General features: G+C 42.6%; 16 protein-coding genes and 1 tRNA gene. 11 read left to right on the top strand and 6 right to left on the bottom strand.

Features of this window, described 5'->3' with window-relative positions:
* Positions 1 to 50: 50 nt before the first annotated feature.
* The 4 genes from CXF80_RS03155 to pabB all read right to left on the bottom strand — a co-directional run bounded on the left by CXF80_RS03155 (position 51) and on the right by pabB (position 7,560).
* Positions 51 to 2,444, bottom strand: a complete 2,394-nt coding sequence (locus tag CXF80_RS03155; RefSeq protein ID WP_101031153.1) for a TonB-dependent receptor plug domain-containing protein — start codon at positions 2,442 to 2,444, stop codon at positions 51 to 53.
* A gap of 249 nt (positions 2,445 to 2,693) precedes the next feature.
* Entirely contained in the window at positions 2,694 to 4,415 is a 1,722-nt protein-coding gene (locus tag CXF80_RS03160) for a phospho-sugar mutase (RefSeq protein ID WP_101031155.1), read from the bottom strand.
* A 297-nt stretch (positions 4,416 to 4,712) separates the two neighbouring features.
* A complete protein-coding gene (locus CXF80_RS03165; protein WP_101031157.1) occupies positions 4,713 to 5,396 on the bottom strand; it encodes a glutathione S-transferase family protein in 684 nt (227 codons plus the stop codon).
* Positions 5,397 to 6,132: 736 nt separating this feature from the next.
* A complete protein-coding gene (gene pabB, locus CXF80_RS03170; protein ID WP_101031160.1) occupies positions 6,133 to 7,560 on the bottom strand; it encodes an aminodeoxychorismate synthase component I in 1,428 nt (475 codons plus the stop codon).
* A 115-nt stretch (positions 7,561 to 7,675) separates the two neighbouring features.
* On the opposite strand from pabB, the gene CXF80_RS03175 reads away from it, so the two are divergent.
* The 10 genes from CXF80_RS03175 (at position 7,676) to CXF80_RS03220 (ending at position 19,522) form a co-directional block, all read left to right on the top strand.
* Positions 7,676 to 9,247, top strand: coding sequence for a fumarate hydratase (locus CXF80_RS03175; protein ID WP_443018992.1), 1,572 nt, complete (start codon positions 7,676 to 7,678; stop codon positions 9,245 to 9,247).
* Positions 9,248 to 9,458: 211 nt separating this feature from the next.
* On the top strand, positions 9,459 to 11,510 hold the full coding sequence (locus tag CXF80_RS03180) for a dipeptidyl-peptidase 5 (RefSeq protein WP_101031162.1): 2,052 nt from the start codon (positions 9,459 to 9,461) through the stop codon (positions 11,508 to 11,510).
* Between the two features lie 733 nt (positions 11,511 to 12,243).
* Positions 12,244 to 12,867: a YchE family NAAT transporter gene (locus tag CXF80_RS03185; protein WP_283107320.1), complete on the top strand. Its 624-nt coding sequence runs from the start codon at positions 12,244 to 12,246 to the stop codon at positions 12,865 to 12,867.
* 257 nt (positions 12,868 to 13,124) lie between these two features.
* A tRNA-Ser gene (locus tag CXF80_RS03190) sits at positions 13,125 to 13,214 on the top strand.
* A 199-nt stretch (positions 13,215 to 13,413) separates the two neighbouring features.
* Complete coding sequence (locus CXF80_RS03195) at positions 13,414 to 14,733, top strand: DEAD/DEAH box helicase (RefSeq protein ID WP_101031166.1); 1,320 nt, start codon at positions 13,414 to 13,416, stop codon at positions 14,731 to 14,733.
* Between the two features lie 295 nt (positions 14,734 to 15,028).
* Positions 15,029 to 16,828 (top strand): DUF885 domain-containing protein, encoded by a 1,800-nt coding sequence (locus CXF80_RS03200; RefSeq protein WP_101031168.1) that lies wholly within the window; start codon positions 15,029 to 15,031, stop codon positions 16,826 to 16,828.
* Positions 16,829 to 16,986: 158 nt separating this feature from the next.
* Positions 16,987 to 17,649: a response regulator transcription factor gene (locus CXF80_RS03205; protein WP_101031170.1), complete on the top strand. Its 663-nt coding sequence runs from the start codon at positions 16,987 to 16,989 to the stop codon at positions 17,647 to 17,649.
* Between the two features lie 97 nt (positions 17,650 to 17,746).
* A complete protein-coding gene (locus CXF80_RS03210; RefSeq protein WP_101031172.1) occupies positions 17,747 to 18,871 on the top strand; it encodes a M14 family metallopeptidase in 1,125 nt (374 codons plus the stop codon).
* 55 nt (positions 18,872 to 18,926) lie between these two features.
* Complete coding sequence (locus tag CXF80_RS03215; RefSeq protein ID WP_101031174.1) at positions 18,927 to 19,244, top strand: zinc ribbon domain-containing protein; 318 nt, start codon at positions 18,927 to 18,929, stop codon at positions 19,242 to 19,244.
* The gene (locus CXF80_RS03220) at positions 19,241 to 19,522 is read left to right on the top strand and encodes a YeaC family protein (protein ID WP_101031176.1); all 282 of its coding nucleotides are present in this window, start codon (positions 19,241 to 19,243) and stop codon (positions 19,520 to 19,522) included. Before CXF80_RS03215 ends, CXF80_RS03220 begins: the two co-directional genes overlap by 4 nt.
* A gap of 130 nt (positions 19,523 to 19,652) precedes the next feature.
* Here the strand turns inward: CXF80_RS03220 and ansA are convergent, their stop codons facing one another.
* On the bottom strand, positions 19,653 to 20,666 hold the full coding sequence (gene ansA / locus CXF80_RS03225; RefSeq protein WP_101031178.1) for an asparaginase: 1,014 nt from the start codon (positions 20,664 to 20,666) through the stop codon (positions 19,653 to 19,655).
* Between the two features lie 154 nt (positions 20,667 to 20,820).
* Entirely contained in the window at positions 20,821 to 22,665 is a 1,845-nt protein-coding gene (gene sppA / locus CXF80_RS03230) for a signal peptide peptidase SppA (protein WP_101031180.1), read from the bottom strand.
* Between the two features lie 163 nt (positions 22,666 to 22,828).
* On the opposite strand from sppA, the gene CXF80_RS03235 reads away from it, so the two are divergent.
* Positions 22,829 to 24,844: an oxidoreductase gene (locus CXF80_RS03235; protein WP_101031181.1), complete on the top strand. Its 2,016-nt coding sequence runs from the start codon at positions 22,829 to 22,831 to the stop codon at positions 24,842 to 24,844.
* The last annotated feature ends 275 nt before the right edge of the window (positions 24,845 to 25,119 follow it).

Genomic DNA, 25,119 nt, shown 5'->3' on the forward strand with positions numbered 1-25,119 from the left:
AATACCGTTGTTGCCTTTAGAGATACAGTCCGATGTTACTGACTATGAGTCTAGTAGGTGTAGCGTAGATCTAAGTAATAATAACCACCATTAAACCCAAATGGGGTATTGGTGAGCGGGTATACAAATATCCCGTTAAAGTTATTGTCTTCAGGACGTTTTTCTGGATAAGTATCAAACAGATTTTGGGCCCCTAAGGTGACAGCCAGATTATCTGTTGCTTGATAACGCGTGCTCAGATCGGTAGTCCATCTGGCATCATATTGCACTTCACTGGATGAATAACCCACAGTATAGTCACTGAAATAGCTGAAACGTAAATTGGTGCTGAAGTCATCATAATGATGAGTAAAGCCGATATTAGCGGTATTTTTTGGATTCGCTTCCGTCATGCGAATGACTTCAATGCGATCAAATAACTGATCTTCTAAGCCATTGAGAATCGACGGTAACCTAATCGACTCAATTTCAGTTTCTTTATAAGAGTAAGCAAGGTTTGCTTTCAAATCGCCATATTCGCCAAGATTAATACCTTGAGTGACAACTAAGTCAACGCCTTGGGTTTGAGTGTCAACAGCATTCATAAAAAATCGCGCGGAGTCCGCATTGGTGCCCTCAAGGATAGAGGCAATTACCGCTGAACTTTCTTTGTCGATATCGCCAGATAAAATAATCCGGTCATCGACATTGATTTGATAAGCATCCAAGGTCACAACAAAACCATTCTCACTGGTGTAAACGATACCGGCACTGTAGGAATGTGATATTTCTGCTTTAAGATCGGGAATGCCCAGCTCAGCTTTTACTGGCGATAACTGGTTAAAGGTGCCTGACTCTCTTGGGACAAACTCGCCAGTGATCGGATCTGGATCAAAGAAGGTTGATACATTGGTAAAATAAAGCTGTTGCACACTGGGTGCGCGGAAACCGGTGTCAGTGGTTAAACGTAACGCCAGATTATCGGTTAACTCATAACGACCGGATAATTTCCAACTGGTATTGCTACCAAAATCGGCATAATCTTCATAGCGAACCGCTGCAGCCCAATAAAAATCATCACTGAGTTGGTTTTCAAGTTCAATATACAGACCGAGATTGGTGCGACTCTCGTCAACTTCCGACTCTTTGGTAAAGCCACCAAATCCCTGACTGCCGCCAGACTTATCTTGGTAATCACCTTGAATATAGGATTCTTCTTGGCCAGCTTCAATTTGGTAACCACTTTCGCGCCATGTGACGCCCATGGCCACTAATAAGTCAGAGTCATTGACAAAGTCGTAATAGTTGGAGGCATCTAGATTGAGGTTCAACTCACTGGTCGACAGGGTGCCAGCATCAAAGCTTGTTGGGCTATCAGGGCCAAGCGAAGCATTAATGGTGTTTTCAACATTGTATTCAAAGCTGTTACTGCCATAACCTGCAGAAGTATCGATTTCCCATTGACCCAGTTCAAACTCATAACCGGTCACTAAAGAATAATCGATAATCTCTGGACTAATTTGCGGTAAAAATCCGTCTGGATAGACTTCGGTTACGTTACGTGAATCAAGCGCGCGACGATAAAAAGCGCCTGAAGTCGAACTGCGCTTAGTGATCCCGCCAAAGGCATAAAGCTTACCTTGGGTATCCAATCCTTGTTGCGCATTAAAAAACAAGCCGTAGTTATCAACGTCACTGTCGCCGACGTGATGATTTTTTCGATCGAATGTCGCTTCACGTGGATCTGGACTGCCATCCGCTAGAGTAGGGTATTGCTGCCGTGGATCGAGACCAGCACGGTTAGTTGAATTTTTCTGATGCGCTTCTAAAGAGACGTTCACAAAGCCGTCATCACTGAAACTAAACCCTTGGTTAATCCCTAATCGAACTTGCTCACCATCACCTTCATAGGTTTGGCCAACGTGGGCGGCAATACTACCACCCTCGGCGCTGTCTTTAAGGACCACATTAATCACGCCAGCAATGGCATCTGAACCATAAAGCGCAGAAGCACCATCACGTAAAATTTCAATTCGCTTAATTGAGGTCATCGGAATGGCATTTAAGTCAACGTTTGATGCACCTTTACCTAACGTACCGCCTAAGTGAACCAATGCAGAACCATGGCGACGTTTGCCGTTAACCAAGACTAAGGTGTGATCGGGTGACATGCCGCGTAAGCTTGCTGGGCGAACCGCATCACTGCCATCGGTAATGGACGAAAACGGAAAGCTATAACTTGGCGCCGCAAACTGTAGTGCCTTAGCGGTTTCAGTAATACCAGTGGCTTCGAGTTGTTCTGAGGTAATGATATCGACGGGTGTTGCACTGTCAGTTGCTGTGCGTAATGCGATCCGAGAGCCAATCACCTGAATGCGCTCTAGGTTTTGACTTTCCTCTGCAGCGATGGCTGCTGGAGTTGAAATACTGGCAACAATGGCCAAAGAAACGAGACTTTTGTACATTAGCAATCCTGTCATAACGTTATAATAAATTTTTGTAACATTATAGAACATTTTCGCAGACGTTTAGATGGCTTTAACATAGGGGGGGTTAGTCCAATCAGTCATATCTCATGACACTCTGGTCTAGTAAAATTGTTTAATAGATTCATCATGTTTACAATTCACCACAAACAAAAACAAACGCCTGTCTATAGTAACAGGCGCATAACAAACGAGTTGTTAATTGAGCTTAATAGTCTAATGAGTCAGTTAACTTGGCAAACTAGCTTGATGGGTTTTTATAAAGGCACTCATGGCTTTTTCAGCACGATCTTTTGCTGACGCCCAAGTGTCTGTTGGCGTCATTGTTTCCACCACTTCGTAATAACATTTAATTTTTGGTTCAGTGCCAGATGGCCGAACAATAACTCGTGCTCCTCCTTCTAAGGCATAAATCAATACATCGCTGCTGGGTAAATCAATGGTTTGTTGGCTGCCGTCGGCACTAGTACGCTGAAGACTTTTTAAATCATCGGTCGATACCACTGAATATTCACCAATGTTTATCGGTGGGTGCTCACGCAAATACGCGCCAATATTGGGTGTATCCGCCTTAAGTGCAATACTGACTTGTGCATTAAGGTGAAATCCGTGTTGGCGATAAATCTGTTCTAGTTTGTCCCAGATGGTTTGGCCATTGATGGCTAGCTCAGCCGTTAGCTGTGCAAAAGCAACTAAAGCCGATAAGCCGTCTTTATCCCAGACTAAATTACCTATGGTGTAGCCGAGCGCCTCTTCATAAGCGAATAAAAACTGCTTGTCAGCTTGGTGCATGGCAATACCGACGTTCATCAGCCATTTAAAGCCTGTCAGCGTGGTATAGCTTTGGGTGCCAAATTCAACGGCGATTTTAGACAACAGACTTGATGACACAATAGTGGTGCCGGTGAGTTGTTGATTTTTAGGTGCATGGTTGAGCAAATAATGGCCAAAGAGCACACCGACTTGATCGCCCGTGAGCATTTGGTATTGGCCAGGCTCAGTGCGAACGGCGACAGCAAAGCGATCGGCATCTGGGTCATTAGCGCAAGCGAGCACCGCATTGTGTTTCTTCGCTTCGGCAATCACTAAATCCATGGCGCCTTTTTCTTCTGGATTAGGGAAATTGACCGTAGGGAAATCACCATCAGGTTCACGTTGAGCCGCTACCGAATACACTTGGGTAAACCCGGCATCGTTTAACACGGCTTCAGCCATGTCGGCACCGACACCGTGCATTGCGGTGTAAGCCAAACTGACTTTATCTTGGCCATTTCGATGTTGCAGCTCTTTGGCATCAAAAATCCCTTGGCGATAAGCCTGGTAGAAATCGTCTTGCAACCAAGTAAGTGTTTGTTGTTTGATGGCATCAGCTAGCGCTAAAAACGGGATCGCTTGGGTTGCTGCGCGGGTAATTTGGGCGGCAATCCCAGTATCATGGGGTGGAATAATCTGCGCGCCATTTTCCCAATAGACTTTATAGCCATTGTACTGTGGCGGGTTATGGCTGGCTGTTACGACAATGCCTGCTGCAGCATTAAAATGCTTTACCCCAAAGGCAACTAAAGGCGTGGCGGCAACCTTATGGGTTAAGCGCACTTTGATGCCCATGGCCGTTAATACACTGGCCGCATCATGGGCAAACGTTAACGAATCATGGCGACCGTCGTAACCTATCACCACACCGCGCTCGGCGGCATTACTTATCTGCTCGAGTAAATAAGCGCCAAGACCCGCCGTGGTTTGGCGAATAACCAAGCGATTCATGGCCATTGGGCCAACACCGACTTCACCGCGAAGCCCGGCAGTGCCAAAGGCTAAACGGCCGGCGAAGCGTGCCGTTAGCTCAGTTTCATTGCCCGCATCAATCAGCGTTTGCAGTTGTGAGCGAGTGTGAGGATCGGGATCGTTGTTAAGCCATTGGTTTATTTGATGTTGAAGATGGGTGTTCATGAGTAACCTCATTGATAATCATTTGCAATAACAGTAGGAAAATACTGCTGCAAGGACAAGTGATTTCGTCGCTAAATGGATAAAAATAACAAGTTGTATTCATGACTTATACGCTTAGTCTACATGCCTAGTGAGTATTATGCTTTTGTAAACAGAGCGTTGTAGCACAATACCATCGACCTGATCGCGGGCTGACAACATAGATTATAGATCAATGATTAGTGTTACTAACAAAACAAGGCGTGTGAACATAAGCGGTAATCCACAAGCCATGTTTTAATCTTAGGTTATGCAAGCCTATTTCGCATCAACAGCATAGTTCTGGGGGAAGAATGAGCGTTTGGCTTGTTCATCGAATTCAGTTTTGAACTCAATATCCTTGCCCATATTTCTGGCACGCGCTATCGCAGGGCGGCTGTTGATAAGGTTAAACCAGCGTTGAACATTAGGGTAACTAGCCAGTGCATCTTCACCTAATACAAAATCAATACGATCAACCCAGCCCCAGGCAGCAATATCGGCAATGCTTAATTCATCAGCAACGATAAAGTCACGGTTGTTAAGATGTGCATCGAGTACCTCGTAATGACGTTGCGTTTCACGTCTATAACGGTTTGCTGCGTAATCAATTTTTTCAGGAGCATGATGGGTAAAATGGACACATTGGCCAGAATAAGGCCCTAAACCTGTGGCAATAAACATTAACCAAGACAGCAGCTCACCACGGTTTTCAGGCGATCCAGCTAATAGACCTGTTTTATCGGCAAGGTATAACAGTATTGCATTCGAATCGAACACTCTTACGCCATTGTCTTCAATGGCTGGGGTTTTGCTGTTGGGGTTTATGGCGCGATATTGCTCAGAGTGTTGCTCACCTTTTAAGGTATCCACAGGCACGAGTTCAAACTCAAGTCCTGTTTCTTCGAGGAACAGAGCAATTTTTATTGGGTTAGGGCCAGGGTGAAAGTAAAATTTAATCATATGAACTCCTTATTCAGTAAGAAGCTTATTTAAACAGAAATTGAACGAATGCTCAATAATTTTTAAGCGTTCAATCAAATATTCACTAATGTACTATGCAATCAAATTAAGTCCGCCTCAAGATGTAAGTTATTCAATAGCTTAAGCTAGGTATAAGTTAGGCTCGGCTGTCAGTATTAGATAAATCCACAGGCGTACACTAATACCGGATTGGTCGAGAACATTATCCACTTTGGGGTAAACATCTGTTATTCACCCGTTGTTATAAGTGCTGGCGTACTGGGTATCGGTGTTGTTGATTATTAAACTTACAAGTGCAGATACCCGTCATCACAGTGTTTATGTTGGTCAACATAGGTTGATACTATGTTTATGTTGTGCGCTCGTTGATAAGGCTGTAACTCGGTTTCATCCGCCCAAGTCATTGCTAGTGCGCACCACTGAGTAACGTTTATTTCGCTAATTGAATTATCGCTATTGCTAATATCGTTGCAGATTAGCAGTAAAATGAGTTTGCTCTATTTAATTAATACTTAACCTCAACTTGTACTTAACCCCAACTTGTATTTAACCTCAATAGGGAATTATACAAAGGTTATCAAACAACCCTTTGTCTTGCCTTGCCATAGACTCGCTAATAACAGGTGAAGACACCTTTATTAGCAAATAAATGGCAAATTTGTGTTAAATAATCTGATATTAACTTACTTACCCCATCGCTTAACTTGAGCTGAGATCACTTAAATTGGTTCAGACTGGTCAGTAAAGGCAATATTTTACTGACTTTATCAAAACTTTCTTGATACTCGGCATCGCCATTTGAATCGGCAACAATGCCACCACCGGCCCAACAATAAAGTCGGTTGTTTTCGGTAACTAATGTGCGGATGGTAATACTGGTATCCATATTACCGTTTTGACTGATATAGCCGATGCTACCGCAATATAGGTTTCGTCTTGATGGCTCTAGTTCTTCAATGATTTCCATAGCGCGTATTTTTGGGGCACCAGTAATTGAGCCACCAGGGAAGGCGGCTTGAAGCAAATCGAACGCAGTTTTATGCTTTGCAAGTGTGGCCGTCACCGTGCTCACCAAATGGTGCACCGCTGGAAAGCTTTCAATGGCAAATAATTTTGGCACCTTAACCGAGCCTGGCGCGGCCACTTTACCGATATCATTTCGCAATAGATCGACAATCATCACGTTTTCGGCGCGATCTTTTTCAGACGATAGTAACGCTTGAGCCGCTTGTTGGTCCAAAAGCGGGTCATGATGGCGGGGAAAGGTGCCTTTTATCGGTTTAGTCTCAATATGCTGGCCGTTAAGTTTGATAAAACGCTCCGGCGAAATAGACAGTATGCAATGATGTTCAAGGCGCATAAATGCTGAAAAAGGCGCTTGATTAGCTCGAGATAGAGCGCAGTAGGCTTGCCATTCATCACCGTGATATTGAGCCTCAAATCGTTGGGTTAAATTGATTTGATAACAATCACCGCTGAGTAAATACTGCTGAATTTGAGAAAACTTATGTTGATATTGTGTACTGGTAAGCTGGTTAACCCATGGCGTTGTTAAATGAAAATGATGTGGATTAATCGCCTCTTCGAGGTCGCCTTGTATTTTTGATTGAATTAAATTCAACTCATACTCAAGCGCTTCTACTCCATCATAATGGTAGGCATACCAAGACTTATCGGCATAATCATAAATGAGGGAAAAATCATAAAACCCAATATTCATATCGTTAAGATGAATATCTTTAGTCGCAATATAGGGCAATTTTTCAATACTACGGCCAAGATCATAACCAAAAGCGCCCAGGGCACCCACACTAAAAGTATGTTGACTGGCTTGAGCGGATGGATATAGACGAGCATGCAGCTGTGCTAAGGTATCAAAAGGGCTGGTATCATGATCGATATCAATATTGAGTGCGTTGATTGCTGGATGTTTGGCGGTAAATTGACATATACCGTCATTGCTGGTTAAGGTCGCGATAGGATTAAACCCAATAATATCGACTTGTGCATCTTGGTGCGCAGCGTTGGCTGAGTCGAGTATTATCGCCCATGGCTGGTCGCGAAAGAGTGAAAATAGCTGCTTAGTGTCTATTCCCCAAGCCAGTTTTTTCATAAAGAGTGCGTTTCTTGCCCGCGCAGACATCGATAGCCCTTATCTAAAATGTGATCTAGCCCGTAAAGGATGAAAAGAGTATCATATTGGTCTTAAATAAAAATAATAAACATGTTAGGCCGCAATGGCTGCTGGAGCACACCATATGTCGACGAATACAACATCTCATTCTACAATGTCTAGTCAGACTATTGTTATTAAACAAGCTGACTTTATTGAAAGTATTGCAGATTCATTACAATATATTTCTTATTACCATCCCAAAGACTTCGTTGATGCGATGAACAAGGCGTATGAGCGTGAAGAAAGCACCGCAGCTAAGGATGCGATTGCTCAAATTCTGATTAACTCGCGTATGTCTGCCGAAGGTAAACGCCCTTTGTGTCAAGACACGGGAATTGTCACTAGCTTTGTTAAAATTGGTATGTCGGTTCAGTGGGATAAAACCGACATGACAGTACAAGAGATGGTCGATGAAGGTGTCCGTCGTGCTTACTCTAATCCAGATAATCCTTTACGTGCATCAATAGTGTCAGATCCTGCTGGCGCGCGTAAAAATACCAAAGATAATACCCCGTCTGTTGTGCATATCGATATGGTCGCCGGTAATCAAGTTGAAGTGATGATAGCCGCTAAGGGCGGGGGGTCTGAAAATAAATCAAAAATGGCCATGCTTAATCCGTCGGATGACATTGCCGCTTGGGTAGAAAAAACCTTACCCACTATGGGTGCTGGTTGGTGTCCTCCTGGCATGTTAGGCATAGGTATTGGTGGCACCGCTGAAAAAGCGGCGGTTATGGCTAAAGAATCTTTAATGGATCCCGTTGATATTCATGAATTAATGGAACGAGGCGCGGTAACCACAGAAGAAAAACTGCGTTTAGATATTTTTGAACGAGCAAATAATTTAGGCATAGGCGCGCAAGGTTTAGGCGGGTTAACCACAGTACTTGATGTTAAAATCAAATCATCACCGACTCATGCAGCCTCTAAACCTGTGGTGATGATCCCCAATTGTGCTGCAACCCGCCATGTTCATTTCCATTTAGACGGCACCGGCCCGGTTGATTTAGTGCCTCCATCATTGTCTGATTGGCCTGAAATTACGCGTGAAGCGGGTCTGAACACTCACCGGGTCAACTTAGACACGGTTACCCAGGCAGAAATTGAAACATGGAACAGCGGTGATACCTTATTATTAAACGGTAAAATGCTTACTGGTCGTGATGCCGCCCATAAACGTATTCAACTGTTACTTGATTCTGGTGAAGGCTTACCAGAAGGTGTCGATTTTACCGGTAAGTTTATTTATTACGTCGGTCCGGTTGATCCTGTCGGCGATGAAGTTGTTGGCCCAGCAGGCCCAACTACGGCAACCCGTATGGATAAGTTCACCGACATGATGTTAGACCAAACAGGCCTAATGGGCATGATTGGCAAGTCTGAGCGTGGTCCTGAAACCGTTGCTTCAATTAAGAAACACAAAGCCGTGTACTTAATGGCCGTTGGCGGCGCAGCTTATCTTGTATCTAAAGCAATTAAGAAATCTCGGGTGGTCGCATTTGAAGATCTTGGTATGGAAGCTATTTACGAGTTTGACGTACAAGACATGCCGGTGACGGTGGCCGTTGATACCAATGGTGTCAATGCGCATGAAACCGGACCGGCGATTTGGAAAATTAATATTGCTAACGCAAAGCAACATAATAAGCCATAAGCAACACTGAGTGTATGTTGATGCTGATGTTAATAGTCAGTGTGTCAATGTGATCAAACGCTCGGGTTTACAGCTCTTTACAAAAGGTCTGTTGCCTGAGCGTTTTGCTTTGGTTAATCTGCTATACACATCTTATGATTACGCGAAATTTGGTTAGTAGCTGACTCAACGCGAACTCATGTTTTATTTAAACAACTGAGACAAGATAATAATGAAAAAGTCTTCTGTATTATTCGCACTGGTTGCGGCAGGCATGGCAACATCAGTTTATGCGGCTGAGCCCGCAGCCTTTAATGTTCAGCAACTGGTTAATTTAAATAAGCTGCACTCAGCGGCCGTATCAAATGATGGTAAGACCATGGTGTACGGCGTAAAAGTGGTCGACGATAAAGGCGAGGGCAATTCAGACCTATACCTACTCGATTTAAGCGATAAAAAGGCCACGCCAAAACAACTCACATCAGCAGCTGGAACTGAGCACGATGTGAGTTTTTCGCCTGATGGAAAATCAATTTATTTCCTCGCCAGTCGCACTGGAACCAGTCAATTGTATCAACTGGCCCTTAATGGCGGTGAAGCAATGCCTGTTACTGAGTTACCGTTAGACATTAACGGTTATAAATTGTCAAACGATGGCAAGCAAGTTGTTATGACCCTGCGGGTATTCCCAGAGTGTAAAGACTTAACATGCTCAAAAGACAAATTTACCGCCGAAGCTGAAAGCAAAACCTCTGGCCGTTTATACAAGCAGCTAATGGTGCGTCATTGGGACACGTGGGAAGACCATGCACGTAATCATTTATTTGTCGCCGCACTTGATGGCAATAAAATTACCACTGCCACTAATGTGACTGAAGGGCGCGATACTGAAACGCCACCTAAGCCCTTTTCAGGTATGGAAGAAGTCACTTTCACTGCAGACGGCAAATATGTTGTTTACAGTGCTAAAGCGCCGAGCAAAGACCAAGCTTGGACGACTAACTACGATTTATGGCAAGTACCTGTTGCCGGCGGTGAAACTGTTAATTTAACAGCAGACAATAAGGCATGGGATGCCCAGCCAACGTTTTCTGCTGATGGCCGTTATCTTGCCTATTTGGCCATGACCATACCAGGCTATGAAGCCGATCGTAACCGGATTATGATACGTGACAATGTGACTGGCCAAGAAAAAGAAGTGGCACCATTGTGGGATCGTAGTGCGAGTTCACTCAATTTCAGCGCTGACGGTCGTACACTTTACGTAACAGCTCAAGATGTTGGTCAAGTGACTATTTTTGAGGTTAACACTCAGTTTGGTGATGTGCGTCCGATTTATAATCAAGGCAGCAATAGCTTGGTTGCGGCGGTAAATGACAAGTTATTCTTTCAAAAGTCATCTTTGGTTGAACCCGCTGATTTATACAGTGTGACACTGGAAGGCGAGCATCTTACTCAGCTGACCCATGTCAACAAAGACAAACTGGCGCAGATTAAATTTGGCGATTATCAACAGTTCAACTTTAAAGGTTGGAACGATGAAACCGTTCACGGTTACTGGATAAAACCGGTTAACTATGAAGAAGGTAAACAATACCCGATTGCTTACCTGGTACATGGTGGCCCACAAGGTTCATTTGGTAACAGTTTCAGCAGCCGCTGGAATGCACAATTATGGGCTGGTGCGGGTTACGGTGTGGTTATGGTCGACTTCCATGGCTCTACTGGATACGGTCAAGCGTTCACTGACTCCATTGGTAAAGATTGGGGCGGCAAACCCCTTGAAGATCTTAAAAAGGGCATGGCAGCCGTATCGGCGCAGCAACCTTGGCTAGATGCGAACAATGCTTGTGCCTTAGGTGGCTCTTACGGCGGTTATATGATGAACTGGTTCCAGGGGAAATGGAATGATGGCTTCAAGTGTTTAGTTGATCATGCTGGTTTGTTTGATATGCGTTCTATGTACTATGTCACTGAAGAGTTATGGTTCCCTGAATATGAATTTGGTGGTCCGTACGATCAAAACAAAGCATTATATGAAAAATTTAACCCAGTGAATTATGTTGAAAACTGGAAAACGCCGATGTTAGTCATCCACGGCGAAAAAGACTACCGTGTACCTTATGGTCAAGGTCTTGCTGCGTTCACCTTTATGCAACGCAAAGGCATTCCATCTGAGTTATTGGTTTTCCCAGATGAAAACCATTGGATCTTAAATCAAGATAACTTACAGCTATGGTACAAGAATGTTCTCGGTTGGATGGATCGTTGGACAGCCAAATAGTTCACCAAAGCGTTCAGGATCGTTTTTCTATTGATGAGCTAAGGCTCGCCTTGTGATAAACGTCTCCACCTTGATCCAATAAAGAGTTCGGTTAAAAAAAGAGATGTTGCCATTGGCAACATCTCTTTTTTTGTCTCTCACCTAATCAATTGCATCTTGAGTCATAACCCACGCGATGATTTTTACTTAATTGATGATATTAATGAGCAGATTTAAGCCGGTTTTGATGATTGAATCGGCACTGATGTTGACAACGAGATAGATGCCAATATGGATGTTATTTTTGGTAACGATAATGGCAACAATATCGGCGATAATAATGATGATGAGGCCGACAATGATTTTGGCTTAAATTATTGGGGTCTTTATTGAGATGTATTATCAGCTTGATGTTAGTATTTTTCATCAAAAGAGGCCTTTTAACATTTGGTTTTTATGTGTGTTAAGCACATTTAATGCTATTTATAATTGACTAAAGCGGGTTAAGTAATCGCTTTGCTGTAAAATTGCGCGTTATTATGGAATAAAATGACGGTTTGGCCATTGAGGTCGTTAATTAGAAGGACCGGGGTAAAATGAAGGTGCTAATATTCACATTAGTTTTTGTATAGGAAAACACGTCTTTAATGATAAAAAATTTCATTTGGGAAACCTCTGGGTTTCAGCTACATTAGCGCCCTCATAACCGAGCTTTAAATCAGGTAATAACAAGAGGGTGTAGTTAGTGGATTTTATGCTTTATATTAAGTTCTTTTTAGGACTGTTAGCCATCATTAACCCTGTTGGGTTATTGCCTGTATTTGTTAGCTTAACCAGCCATCAAACTGAAGTTGAGCGCCGACATACTAATCGGGTTGCCAACTTTGCAGTGGTAGTGATTTTATTAATCACTATGATAGCGGGTCAGCATATTCTTAGTATGTTCAGTATTTCATTGTCTGCATTTCGTATTGCAGGTGGTAGCTTGATTTGTATTATTGCGATGTCGATGTTGCAAGGTAAGATCAGTGAAGTGAAACGCAACCAAGAAGAAGACCGTGAGTCTTCGGGCATGGAGTCTGTTGCTGTCGTGCCATTAGCCTTGCCACTAATGGCCGGACCCGGTGCCATTAGTGCGGTGATTGTGTTTGCGGCAGAGCACAACAATACGATGAACTTCGTTGGCATGTTTTGCACCATTATTACCTTAGGGATTTTAAGCTGGGGTTTATTTCGCATGGCGCCAGTACTGTTTAAATTACTGGGCAAAACCGGAATTAACGTCATTACCCGTTTAATGGGCCTGCTAATGCTCTCTTTAGGCATTGAAGTCATCGCGGCTGGCGTTAAAGGACTTTTCCCTACCTTAGTGGGGTAGATAAGACATAATTTGCTGAGCATTTGTGCAAACACTTGATAGTGGGGTTTTTTAGCTTGACCCGCTATCAGCATTTGCGTAAAGTACGCCTCGATTAGCAACACAGCGGGTATTGTTGTTCAATACGAATTGAACCCAAACGTGCAAACAAGTGTGTTTATGTTGTAGAGTGCAGGCTATACGCACTCAACACGACAAAAAATTAATAACTGGCTTTTACCTGCTCTTATGGTGTGGTTAAAAGTCAGTCAAAAATTGGTGAGCTGGCTGAGTGGCTGAAGGCGCACGCCTGGAAAGTGTGTTTAGGTTTATCCCTAACGAGAGTTCGAATCTCTCGCTCACCGCCATATTATGAAAAAAGACGTCTTCGGACGTCTTTTTTCATTTGTGTTTTGAGCTAATATGCAGATATCCATAATGGCGCCTCATTTCATCGTTGTCTGCCATGCCTTTATCTAGCCTATCTTTATATCACTAGGTGTTAGCGCTTGTTAGGCGCAGCCTCTATAATGCTTTATTCTTGTTCTACTACTGAGACCCACTTTCATGCCTTTTTCGACACTTGGATTACGCGACGCGATTGTCAATGCCCTACATGAAGTGGGATACAGTCAACCAACACCTATTCAACAACAAACTATTCCGGTTATTTTAACCGGTAAAAACCTACTTGCCGCTGCGCAAACGGGTACCGGTAAAACCGCAAGTTTTGTGTTGCCAATATTAGAGCGCTTAGCCGACAGTGAAATGCAGCGTAAAAAACGTATTCGGGCGTTAATTTTAACCCCAACCCGTGAACTCGCTGTGCAAATACAAGCCAATATTGTGCAGTACGCTAAGCATTTACCATTAACATCATTTGCCATTTACGGTGGTGTTGATGAAAAGCCGCAAAAACAAGCATTAATAGATGGCGTGGATATTTTGGTGGCAACACCTGGGCGTTTGCTCGACTTATATACACAACGAGCAGTGCACTTTGATGAAGTTGAAGTGTTGGTACTGGATGAAGCCGACAGAATGCTCGACATGGGTTTCATTGAAGACATTAATAAAGTCATTGATAAACTACCTTCTGAACGTCAGAGTTTATTATTTTCCGCTACCTTATCAAACCAAGTCCGTGCACTAGCTAAAACGGCGATTAAGCGTCCGGTAGAAATTTCGGTGATTGCCGATCGTGATTCAGCGCCTAAAATTGAACAATGGCTGACCACCGTTGATAAAGACAAAAAGTCAGCTTTATTGAGCCATTTAATTAACACCGAAGCGTGGAACCAAGCGCTGATATTTATTGAAACTAAGCAAGGTGCGGCTAAATTGGTCAGCCAACTTGAAAAGCGTGATATTAGCGCTGAATGTATTCACGGTGGTCGAAGCCAACCCGTCCGGGAGCAAATTTTAGCCGATTTTAAAACCGGTAAAATTAAATACCTTGTGGCTACCGGCATTGCGGCGCGTGGTATTGATATTGATGATTTATCGCGTGTAGTTAATTATGACTTACCTTATCCAGCAGACGATTATATTCATCGTATTGGTCGTACCGGTCGTGCGGGGGCAGCGGGTGAAGCGATTTCCTTTGTGTCTAATGATGATTTTAAAAACCTGTGCATGATTGAAAGTCGGTTAGGTCATTTAATTGAACGTAAAGAAATAGCCGGCTTTGCACCCTCTAAACCCATTCCTATTTCGGTATTGAATTTTGTGCCAAAGAGTCGTCAACATAAATCGACATCAGATACCGACAGACCCACACTCAGTTTAGGCAAGTCGAAAACGGCTTCATCGGACTTAAGAAAGACTAAAACCGCTAAAGCACCGATAACGCCTAAAGGTAACAAATCCAATCCATGGAATGTGTAAGTTGATCTGGTGATAGGTTAACTCAGTTATTATTTGATTTTTGATTAAAGCGGAATGTATATTCCGCTTTTTTGGGTGCATGCTTGAGACCTTTTTAGTTTGTTGTGGACACTGCCATGTGACGAATTCCGCTTTTTAGTCTGCACTTTTTGGGTAAATGCGCTAGATTATATGTCACAAAAGATGTCAAGTTGATGCAAAAAAGTGATGGACATGATTAACTATTTCACATCGTAATAGGATAAAATTTACCTGCCCATACGCACTTAAAATAATAACAATTTAAGGATAAAAAATGAACAAAGCCTTACTTCCTTTGGTGGTTTCTTTCGCCTTAGCCGGACTGATTGGCTGTACTGATAGCCAAACTCAACAAAGTGCTACACCCAATGCGGTTACTGCTGAGGCGAGCACAACAACCGTTGCGGAAAAGTTAACCTTTAATCAATATTCACAACAGTTTATCGATGAGTTGTGGGTATTATCACCTACATGGGCGCTATACAGAGGTAAGCATGTTAACGACGGCTACTTAGAGATCCCTAATAAAGCTGGCCGCGATAAAACCTTGGCTTTCGTTAAACACCAGCAAACGGCATTGGCTCAATTTGACCCACAATCATTATCAGCTAATGAGTTAATCGATTATAGGTTACTGACTAATTTAATGGAGTCGATGCAGTGGGACATTATTCGATTTAAAGGTTGGCAGTGGGATCCGTCTAATTACAATGTTGCAGGTGGGTTTGCGCAAATCATCAATGAGGATTTTGCGCCGTTAGATGAGCGCCTAATCTCTGTGATTGCCCGTCTTGAAAATGTTCCAGCCTATTATGACGCTGCACGAAACAATATTAACGACCCAACACTTGAACATACCCAATTAGCGATTATGCAAAACCAAGGGGCATTTTCGGTATTGTCAGACGCGTTAGTTCTGCAGGTCGCTGATTCGGGTTTAAGCACAGATCAAAAAGCCTTATTTAGCCAACGTTTTGATGCGGCAATCGTAGCCATTAAACAACATATTGAGTGGTTAACAGCACTTGAAGCTAAATTAGCAGAAAATGGCGCCCGAGATTTCCGCATTGGTGAAACCTTATACGAAGAAAAATTTGCTTTCGACATTCAGTCTGGAATGACAGCGAAACAGTTGTACAACAAAGCCGTAGCTGATAAAAATCATGTTCAACAAGAAATGGCGATGATCACCGATACCATTTGGTCAAAGTACATCGATACCCCTAAACCTGCCGATGAGAGACAAGCCATTCGTCAGTTAATTGATGTGTTATCCAGCAAACATGTTAAGCGTGAAAACTTTGTTGCCGAAGTTCGTAAGCAAATTCCACAACTTATTCAATTTGTGAATGATAAACAACTGGTGACACTCGACCCAAACAAGCCGTTAATTGTCCGTGAAACGCCTGAATATATGCGCGGCTTTGCTGGTGCTTCCATCAGTGCGCCTGGACCTTATGATCAAGGCGGTAATACGTATTACAATGTGTCGCCCCTTGACGATATGAGCGATGAGTCTGCAGAAAGCTATTTACGCGAATATAATCATTGGATCCTTCAAGTACTCAATATCCATGAAGCGATCCCAGGACATTACACCCAACTGGTGTTTTCAAATCAGTCTCCTAGTTTAGTGAAAAGCCTTTTTGGTAATGGTGCCATGATTGAAGGTTGGGCTGTGTATACCGAACGCATGATGCTGGAAGAGGGCTATGGAAACTTTGAACCTGAAATGTGGTTGATGTATTACAAGTGGAATCTACGGGTTATTTGTAACACTATTTTAGATTATAATATTCAAGTCAATGGTATGGGTGAGCAAGAGGTGCTTGACTTGCTTGAGAATGAAGCTTTCCAACAACGTGCCGAAGCTGAAGGGAAATGGCGCCGTGCCACCTTAAGCCAAGTGCAATTGACGAGCTATTACGCGGGTTATCGAGAGATTTATGATTTCCGTGAACAACGTAAAGCGAAGCAAGGTGAAGATTTTGATTTAAAGCAGTTTCATGAACAGTTTTTAAGTTACGGTAGTGCACCCGTTAAATTCATTAAGCAGTTGATGACAGATAAATAGAGCAATGATGTTTCGCTCATTATGGTGATAAATGTCTTAAGGCCTGAAGATTCAGGCCTTTTTTGTTAATGAAAAGAATTAGAAGGCAGATTAAATCTGGTTTAGAATAAATCGATATGCTAATCTTAATAATAATCGTTATCATTAAGTGGTTAAGCATGCACAATATTCTATTCATAGAACATACCCTTTGCGGTAAAAGTGACCTAAGTCGACAACTGAGTGAACAGGGTTATAGTGTTTACTGGGTTAATAATGCCTTTGATGCATTGATCCAAATGGAGACGCTTCAGCTTGAAGCCATACTAGTCGATTTTTCGGTCCCCAAAATGAATTCCTTTTGGCTGTTAGTTGCAAGACAAACCCAACCCCCCATTATTGCATTAGCAGACAGTAGCAGCGAACTGGAGCGTATTAAAGCGTTTGAGTTAGGCGCTGATGATTACCTTGCTAAACCGATTAACATCCGCGAATTACAACTACGTCTCAATGTGCTCCATCGACGGTCCCACCCGCAGATTAATGAGCCTGTTAATGATTATATTGGCTTTGATGATACGTGCTATACCATTAATTTTGCTGAAAAGTCGTTAGTGTTAACGCAAACGGAATACCGACTGTTCAAATATTTGTTTGAGCGCCAAGGTGATGTCATCAGCAAAGCAGAATTACAGCGAAGGGTGTTGCATAAGGAACTAGGACGATTTGACCGTAATGTAGATATGCATATCAGTAATACACGGCGAAAATTAGGCAAACGTAATTTACCCCGTGAACTGATTAATACTGTTCGCGGTCAAGGGTACCGCCTTAACTTTTAAAGGTTCCCACCAATTGCCGCATTTGATAAGCTAAGGCCTATAAAATCAGGCATTATTAAGCCGATAAAATAAGTGCAAGCACATAAAGGATAACCTAATGCGGATCACAGCAAACTTTGACGGCGGCAACATTGACGTCATTAACCTCGACCAACATGACGATATACAAGTCGCCATTCGTCCCGATTTCGGTGGTGAGTTTTATCAATGGTTTAACTTTCGTTTAGAAGGCGAAGTCGGCCAGACTTATACCGTTAATATTGTTAATGCAGGTAACGCATCTTATCCAAAAGGTTGGGAAGATTATCAAGCGGTTGCTAGTTATGATCGTCAGACTTGGTTCCGATTGCCGACTCAATATGCCGATGGCAAGTTAACCATCCAAGCTGAGCTAGATTGTGAAGCTATTCAAATTGCCTACTTTGCACCTTACAGCTACGAACGTCATTTAGATTTAATCAGTGAAGTCCAATTACATCCTGCAGTCAGTCTTGAGCACCTCGGCTTAACCCTCGATGGCCGCGACATGACCTTGCTTAAAATTGGTGATGCAAACCCAGAAAAAAAGAATATTTGGATTACCGCGCGTCAACACCCAGGTGAAACCATGGCTGAGTGGTTAGTCGAAGGATTGTTAAATCAACTACTCGATAGCGATTGTCCAACCTCGAAAGCTTTATTAGACCAAGCCAATTTCTATATTGTGCCGAATATGAACCCAGATGGGAGTGCTCGCGGTCATTTACGCACCAATGCGGTTGGCACCAACCTAAATCGTGAATGGCAAACACCCAGCTTAGAGAAAAGTCCTGAGGTGTATTATGTGGTCAATAAGATGCACCAAACAGGTGTTGATTTATTTTACGATGTTCACGGTGATGAAGGTCTACCTTTTGTGTTCCTTGCCGGTTGCGAAGGCGTACCAAACTACAATGATAAAATGGCCGCATTACAGCAGCAATTTCTCAGTGCATTGACCATTGCCAGTGCTGATTTCCAAACAGAGTTTGGTTACGATAAAGATGAGCCAGGTAAAGCGAATTTAACTGTGGGTTCTAACTGGGTAGCCAATACGTTCAGTTGTTTATCCAATACGTTAGAGATGCCATTTAAAGACAATGCCAATTTAGCCGATCCTTTTGTGGGCTGGTCTCCTGAGCGCTGCGTATATTTAGGTGAAGCGTCTTTAGTGGCTATGTTAGCAGTGGTTGATCAATTATAATCTCCACAGCAGCGGTTAATATTAGCTGTAAATGATCGAACAGGTAAAGTGAATTATGGCGTTAATTGCATGCCCTAAATGTCAAAAACGTATTTCGAGTAAGGCTAAGCAATGTCAGCATTGCAAAACTGACTTGAGTGGTAATACTGAGTCTTTAACCGTTATCAGTCACATTGAGCGTTCAAACAGCTTAATGACCCAAAGTTTTATTTTTTTGACATTATTTATCGCGGGGGTTGTCGTGTGGTTTTGGGGAGGAGAGCCCGCACAAGGGGTAACTTCTTATGTCGCGATTGCAAGCTTTGTAGTTGGCTTTTCGGGGTATCTTGTTACCCGGGTCAGAATTGTATTACATAAACGGAAATCAGTATGAATGATATCAATAAAGTCATTGATGAAATGCCTGAAGAAGTCTACCTGCGCATGTTGTCTGCAACCGAGCTAGGTAAGTGGGATGATGGCACGGTATTAACTGAGCAACAGCGTGAGTCGACTTTACAAGTGGTGATGTTATACCAAGCGCGTAAGCTTCAGCAAACTGAACATTTTACTATCGCAGCTGGTGGTAATATTAATGAGTTATCCAAATCAGAGCTGAAAAGACAGTTTAAAGGTGATCCCATTGCCGAGTTTAAAGCCGCGGATTTATAATCCCATGCTGATTAATCGATATTAATCAAATTAAAGCATAAAAAATGCGAGCTAATTAGCTCGCATTTTTATCTTTTGTTTAGCGATTATATCGTTTCGCAATTCACAACGTTAGCTATAAAAACGTTAACTAGTCAATCGTCAGTTCACCAATTAAATTTTGCTGCATACGTTGTTTGATTTGCGCTGAGGTTAATCCAATGGACAACAAATAATGCAGTTTTGCCAATGCCGCTTCAACCGTCATATCGGCACCGCCGATCACCCCTGCTTGCGCTAACGCATTGCCAGTAGCATAGCCGGCCATATTGACTTTGCCTTGGAAACACTGGGTTAAATTCACCAATACAATCCCGCGTTCGTCAGCTTGTTTAAGGGTTTCAAGTAATTTTTTATCTTGTGGTGCATTACCGACACCAAAAGTTAATAAGATCAGTGCTTTTACTGGTTGCTGTAAAATATTATTAAAAATATCAGTTGAGATACCAGGGTAAAGCGTGACCACACCCACAGGTTGAGGGCTGATAGTGACAACCTCTAAAGGAGCGCCCGTTGGCTTAGTGATTTTACCTGCTTTAAGATTAATTTTAATGCCCGCTTCAAGTAGCATCGGGAAGTTAGGTGATGCAAATGCATCAAAGCCATCGGCATGAGCCTTAGTTGAGCGATTACCGCGAAACAACTTGTTATTAAAGAACAAACATACTTCAGCTACAGGGTAATTCGCTGCTATATACAAGGAATTGAGCAGATTGGTTTGACCGTCAGATCGTAATTGTGCAAGGGGGATCTGTGAACCCGTTACGATCACCGGTTTTGATAGACCTTGCAACATAAATGATAGCGCAGAAGCGGTATAAGCCATGGTGTCTGTACCATGTAAAATCACAAAACCATCGTACTTGTCATAGTTGGCTTGAATGTCGTTCGCAATCAATTGCCAATCAGGTGGCGCCATGTTGGACGAGTCAATCAAAGGGCTGTATTCATGAATGACAAAGTGGGGCATTTCATCATGATAAAACTCGGGCATTGACTGAACACAATCAGTCAAGAATCCTGCCACTGGCGCAAAACCATTGGCTGTTTTTTGCATCCCAATAGTACCGCCTGTATAGGCTACGTAAATCGAACGATTTGTCATAAATATAGGACTCTTATTAAACAACTATTGTAGATTGTGTAAATTATACGAGTTTATTTATCGATCCCCAATAAAAAAGCCTGCTAAGCAGGCTTTTTTTGAATAATCTTCATATTGCGTTCATATAATTGATTAGTAATTGATTAGTAATTGATTAGTAATTACAGTTTTCGCAATACATATAGACATGATTAGGGTCATCAAACATTGATAATGTTTCAAATGCTCCGGCCCAATGTTTAATAAATTGCTCGACGACACTGGTTTGACGGACACTATCAGGCACGTAAGCGGCACTCGCCCCCATAATTTGCTGCATAATTTGCTGTTCAGCGCTAAGCTCTTGCTCGATCACTTTAACGTCGAACTTGTCCATTTTAGCTAAATCAGCCGCTTTAGCTAACGCCAGCTCCATGTCTCCGAGCTCATCAACTAGTCCTAGCGTTAATGCACGTTTTCCCGTCCATACTCGGCCTTGAGCAATGTTGTCTACTTGCTCTAGCGTCATATGACGCTCTTTAGCCACCAGAGAAATAAACTCATGATAACCCCGTTCGATATGACGTTGTATTACGGTAGCCACTTTTGGGCTTAATTCACGAACCGGCGATAATCCAGCCCAATCAGATGTTGCAACACCATCAGAGGTGACACCAATATGATTAAGTGCTTGCTCAAATGTGGCAAACATACCAAAAATACCAATTGAACCTGTAAGGGTTGTCGGTGTTGCGACAATATAGTCGGCACTGGCTGATATCCAATATCCGCCTGATGCAGCAAGGCTACCCATGCTAACCACAACAGGTTTACCTGCCGCTTTTAGCGCTAACACTTCTTGACGGATTTGCTCTGATGCAAATGCACTACCACCAGGGCTATCAACCCTAAGTACCACAGCTTTTACTTTATCGTCAAAGCGTGCTCGCATAAGGAGTTTGGAGGTGCTTTCGCCACCAATTTGTCCAGCAGGTTGTTTACCGTTAAGAATAGTGCCTTTTGCAACAATAATGGCAATGGAATCATTTTTAACAAACTTAGGTGTCGGTGCGGTTAACGAACGGTAATTATTATAACTAATTTGTTTAAAGTTTTTACCTTCCTTATCACTGCCAACCCGTTCTATCATGGCGACACGGAACGCATCAGCAGAAACAAGCTCGTCAACCCATTTCATGTTTACCGCCATTTGGGCACTATCACCTTGCGCTTTATCCAGCTCAGCGAGGTACTCATCTGTGCCTAACACTAATTGATCTGGGCCTATTTGACGGTTACTGGCAACAATGGTTGAGTAGCTCTGCCAAATATCGTTTAACAATACTTTACTGGCTACTTTATCTGCATCGGACATATCGTCACGAATAAAAGGTTCTACGGCAGATTTAAACGTACCCACTCGAAATACGTGAGTGGTGATTTTCAGTTTTTCCAGTGCAGATTTGTAATATAAGCGGTAACGACTCAAGCCATCTAGCGACACCATACCTTGGTTATTAAGGTAAATTTTGTCTGCAAAACTGGCTAAAAAATATTGGTTTTGATCATAACCATTAGCCATGGCAATAACCGATTTATTGGCGGCTTTAAATTGCTTTAATGCGTTACCAATGGCGGTCATTTTACTGATCCCGGCATCTTGAAGATTTCCTAAATCTAATACGATACTGTTGATTCGGGTATCTTCAGTGGCGTTATTAATAGTATAAAGTAGATCCGCTAATAAAATTTCACCTTCTGGATCATTAGCTTGCCCTTGGCTAAATGCCATTTCAATGGGATCTACATAATGTTTTTGATCCACTATGCTCCCAGACAAATTCAACACTAAGGCTGATTGATCTTCGATGATAATGTCATCTTCACTGTTGAGTATCGCGACGGCTATTACGGCCAACAAACCAAAAAATATAACGTTGATGATTAACTTACGGATACCATTTACTGTATTCCATAACAGTAAAAACATCCTTTTTAAAAACGAGGGTTTAGCGGACATTTGCCACTCCTTTATCAGTCTAATGTCATCATCCTAACTGAAAATCAATATAAATGTGAAATTGAATTGTAAAGGTTTTTATCAAACAATCGTTTAAATGATTGAGCAAAATTTACTGTCGGGGTATGCTGGATTAAATCACTTGTTTAAAAAGGATGTTTGAATGTCGTTTCCACACTTATTAGAACCTTTAGATCTCGGCTTTACACAGCTGAAAAACCGCGTGTTGATGGGCTCAATGCACACGGGGTTAGAAGAAGAAAAAGGCGGATTTGAGAAACTGGCAGCGTTTTATAAAGAACGTGCTCAAGGTGGCGTAGGCTTAATTGTCACTGGTGGTATTGCGCCTAATTTACGTGGACGTTTAGCACCACATGCCTGTCAATTAAGCTTTTCTTGGCAAGTGGGTAAACATAAAATTGTTACCGATGCTGTGCATGAGGCTGGCGGGAAAATTTGTATGCAAATATTGCATGCTGGCCGTTATAGCTATCATCCTTTTAGCTTAGCACCGAGCAAAGTAAAATCGCCGATCACGCCGTTTACCCCTTCAGCTATGTCTGCTCGTCAAGTACGTTCTACTGTTAAAGATTATGCAACCAGCGCCGCTTTAGCTAAAAAAGCTGGCTATGATGGCGTTGAAGTGATGGGGTCAGAAGGGTATTTGATCAACCAATTTATCAGTTCTCGCACCAATAAACGCACCGATGAATGGGGCGGAAGCTATGAGAACCGGGTTAAATTCCCAATTGAAATAGTTAACGCTATTCGTCAGAAGGTCGGCAGTGATTTTATTATTGTGTTCCGCTTATCGATGCTCGACTTAGTCGACAATGGCTCAACGTGGGACGAAGTGGTTCAGCTAGCCAAATCGCTTGAACAAGCGGGTGTTAGTATTATTAATACCGGTATTGGTTGGCATGAAGCGCGTGTACCAACGATTTCGACTAATGTGCCCCGTGGTGCATTTTCTTGGGTGACTGAAAAACTCAAAGCTGAAGTAAAGGTACCATTAATTGCCACAAACCGGATTAATACTCCAGAAATAGGCGAGGCGATTATTGCATCTGGTCAAGCTGATATGGTGTCGATGGCGCGTCCATTTTTAGCTGATGCTGACTTTGTCAATAAAGCGGCAGCTAATACGCCAGAATTGATTAACACTTGCATTGGGTGTAACCAGGCGTGTTTGGACCATACTTTTTCGATGAAACGGGCAACCTGCTTAGTGAATCCTCGAGCCTGCTATGAAACCGAAATTAATTTTACCCCCACAGCCAATAAGAAACGAATCGCTGTGATGGGTGCGGGCCCTGCAGGGATGGCTTTCTCTGTCTATGCAGCATCTCGTGGTCATGAAGTGGTATTGTTTGAAGCCAAATCTGAAGTTGGTGGTCAGTTTAACTTAGCGCGTAAAATCCCGGGTAAAGAAGAGTTTAACGAAACCATTCGTTATTTTGTCAATCAAATTAAGCTGCATAATGTTGAGTTACGCTTAAACACCAAATTAGATGCAGCGGTATTAGCGACTGAAAAATTTGATGAAATTGTCATTGCCTCTGGTGTGGTGCCACGAGCTTTGACATTACCGGGTTTCGATAACCCTAAAGTGGTCGATTATCAACAAGTATTAACTGGCCAAGTTGAAATTGGTAAAAAAGTGGCGTTAATTGGTGCTGGCGGCATAGGTTTTGATATAGCGCATTTTTTATGTGAATTAGAATCGAGTACCTTGCAACCTGATAAATGGTTAAAACAATGGGGCATTGATAAAACCTATCAGCATGCTGGCGGATTAACTGAAAAAGCCGATCATGTCCCTGGCCGTGAAGTGTATTTATTGCAACGTAAAACAACTAAAATGGGTAAAGGATTAGGTAAAACAACCGGTTGGATCCATCGCAATGTGTTAAAACAGCATCAAGTTCATATGAAAACAGGCGTCAACTACGAAAAGTTCGACGAGCAAGGGCTACACATTACCATCGGCGAACAATCTGAAATTCTGGCTGTCGATAATGTTGTGTTGTGTGCAGGACAAATGTCTAACCTCAGTCTGGTTGATGAAATGAAAGCCAGTGGATTACCTGTGCATTTAATTGGTGGGGTCGATGTTGCTGCTGAATTAGATGCTAAACGCGCAATACGCCAAGGCGCAGAGCTTGCGATGAGTATTTAAACCTGATTGGATGTGCCGTTAGAATGGCGTAATTCATTTCAGAATACGATTGCATAAACTAAAAAGCCTTCTGTTATTCAGAAGGCTTTTTTAATGTTTACATTGGCAAAGTCTAATGGCGACTAGCCTACTGATAATGATAATGATAATGACAATGACAATGACAATATTAATCTGAGCTGCTGATGAGTGATCTGGTTACATCATTTGACCATCGACATGATTGAAATGTTGATCACTATTTTGATTAATCCGCAGTCGCTTAGTCGCATCAG

The sequence above is a fragment of the Shewanella sp. Actino-trap-3 genome (genome assembly GCF_002836275.1).
Classification (GTDB): Bacteria; Pseudomonadota; Gammaproteobacteria; order Enterobacterales; family Shewanellaceae; genus Shewanella; species Shewanella psychromarinicola.

What these genes read in the sequence shown, in the direction of transcription:
- CXF80_RS03155 (WP_101031153.1), bottom strand. Translation starts at nt 2,444, where the DNA reads ATGTACAAAAGTCTCGTTTCTTTGGCCATTGTTGCCAGTATTTCAACT.
- CXF80_RS03160 (WP_101031155.1), bottom strand. Translation starts at nt 4,415, where the DNA reads ATGAACACCCATCTTCAACATCAAATAAACCAATGGCTTAACAACGAT.
- CXF80_RS03165 (WP_101031157.1), bottom strand. Translation starts at nt 5,396, where the DNA reads ATGATTAAATTTTACTTTCACCCTGGCCCTAACCCAATAAAAATTGCT.
- pabB (WP_101031160.1), bottom strand. Translation starts at nt 7,560, where the DNA reads ATGTCTGCGCGGGCAAGAAACGCACTCTTTATGAAAAAACTGGCTTGG.
- CXF80_RS03175 (WP_443018992.1), top strand. Translation starts at nt 7,676, where the DNA reads ATGTCGACGAATACAACATCTCATTCTACAATGTCTAGTCAGACTATT.
- CXF80_RS03180 (WP_101031162.1), top strand. Translation starts at nt 9,459, where the DNA reads ATGAAAAAGTCTTCTGTATTATTCGCACTGGTTGCGGCAGGCATGGCA.
- CXF80_RS03185 (WP_283107320.1), top strand. Translation starts at nt 12,244, where the DNA reads ATGCTTTATATTAAGTTCTTTTTAGGACTGTTAGCCATCATTAACCCT.
- CXF80_RS03195 (WP_101031166.1), top strand. Translation starts at nt 13,414, where the DNA reads ATGCCTTTTTCGACACTTGGATTACGCGACGCGATTGTCAATGCCCTA.
- CXF80_RS03200 (WP_101031168.1), top strand. Translation starts at nt 15,029, where the DNA reads ATGAACAAAGCCTTACTTCCTTTGGTGGTTTCTTTCGCCTTAGCCGGA.
- CXF80_RS03205 (WP_101031170.1), top strand. Translation starts at nt 16,987, where the DNA reads ATGCACAATATTCTATTCATAGAACATACCCTTTGCGGTAAAAGTGAC.
- CXF80_RS03210 (WP_101031172.1), top strand. Translation starts at nt 17,747, where the DNA reads ATGCGGATCACAGCAAACTTTGACGGCGGCAACATTGACGTCATTAAC.
- CXF80_RS03215 (WP_101031174.1), top strand. Translation starts at nt 18,927, where the DNA reads ATGGCGTTAATTGCATGCCCTAAATGTCAAAAACGTATTTCGAGTAAG.
- CXF80_RS03220 (WP_101031176.1), top strand. Translation starts at nt 19,241, where the DNA reads ATGAATGATATCAATAAAGTCATTGATGAAATGCCTGAAGAAGTCTAC.
- ansA (WP_101031178.1), bottom strand. Translation starts at nt 20,666, where the DNA reads ATGACAAATCGTTCGATTTACGTAGCCTATACAGGCGGTACTATTGGG.
- sppA (WP_101031180.1), bottom strand. Translation starts at nt 22,665, where the DNA reads ATGTCCGCTAAACCCTCGTTTTTAAAAAGGATGTTTTTACTGTTATGG.
- CXF80_RS03235 (WP_101031181.1), top strand. Translation starts at nt 22,829, where the DNA reads ATGTCGTTTCCACACTTATTAGAACCTTTAGATCTCGGCTTTACACAG.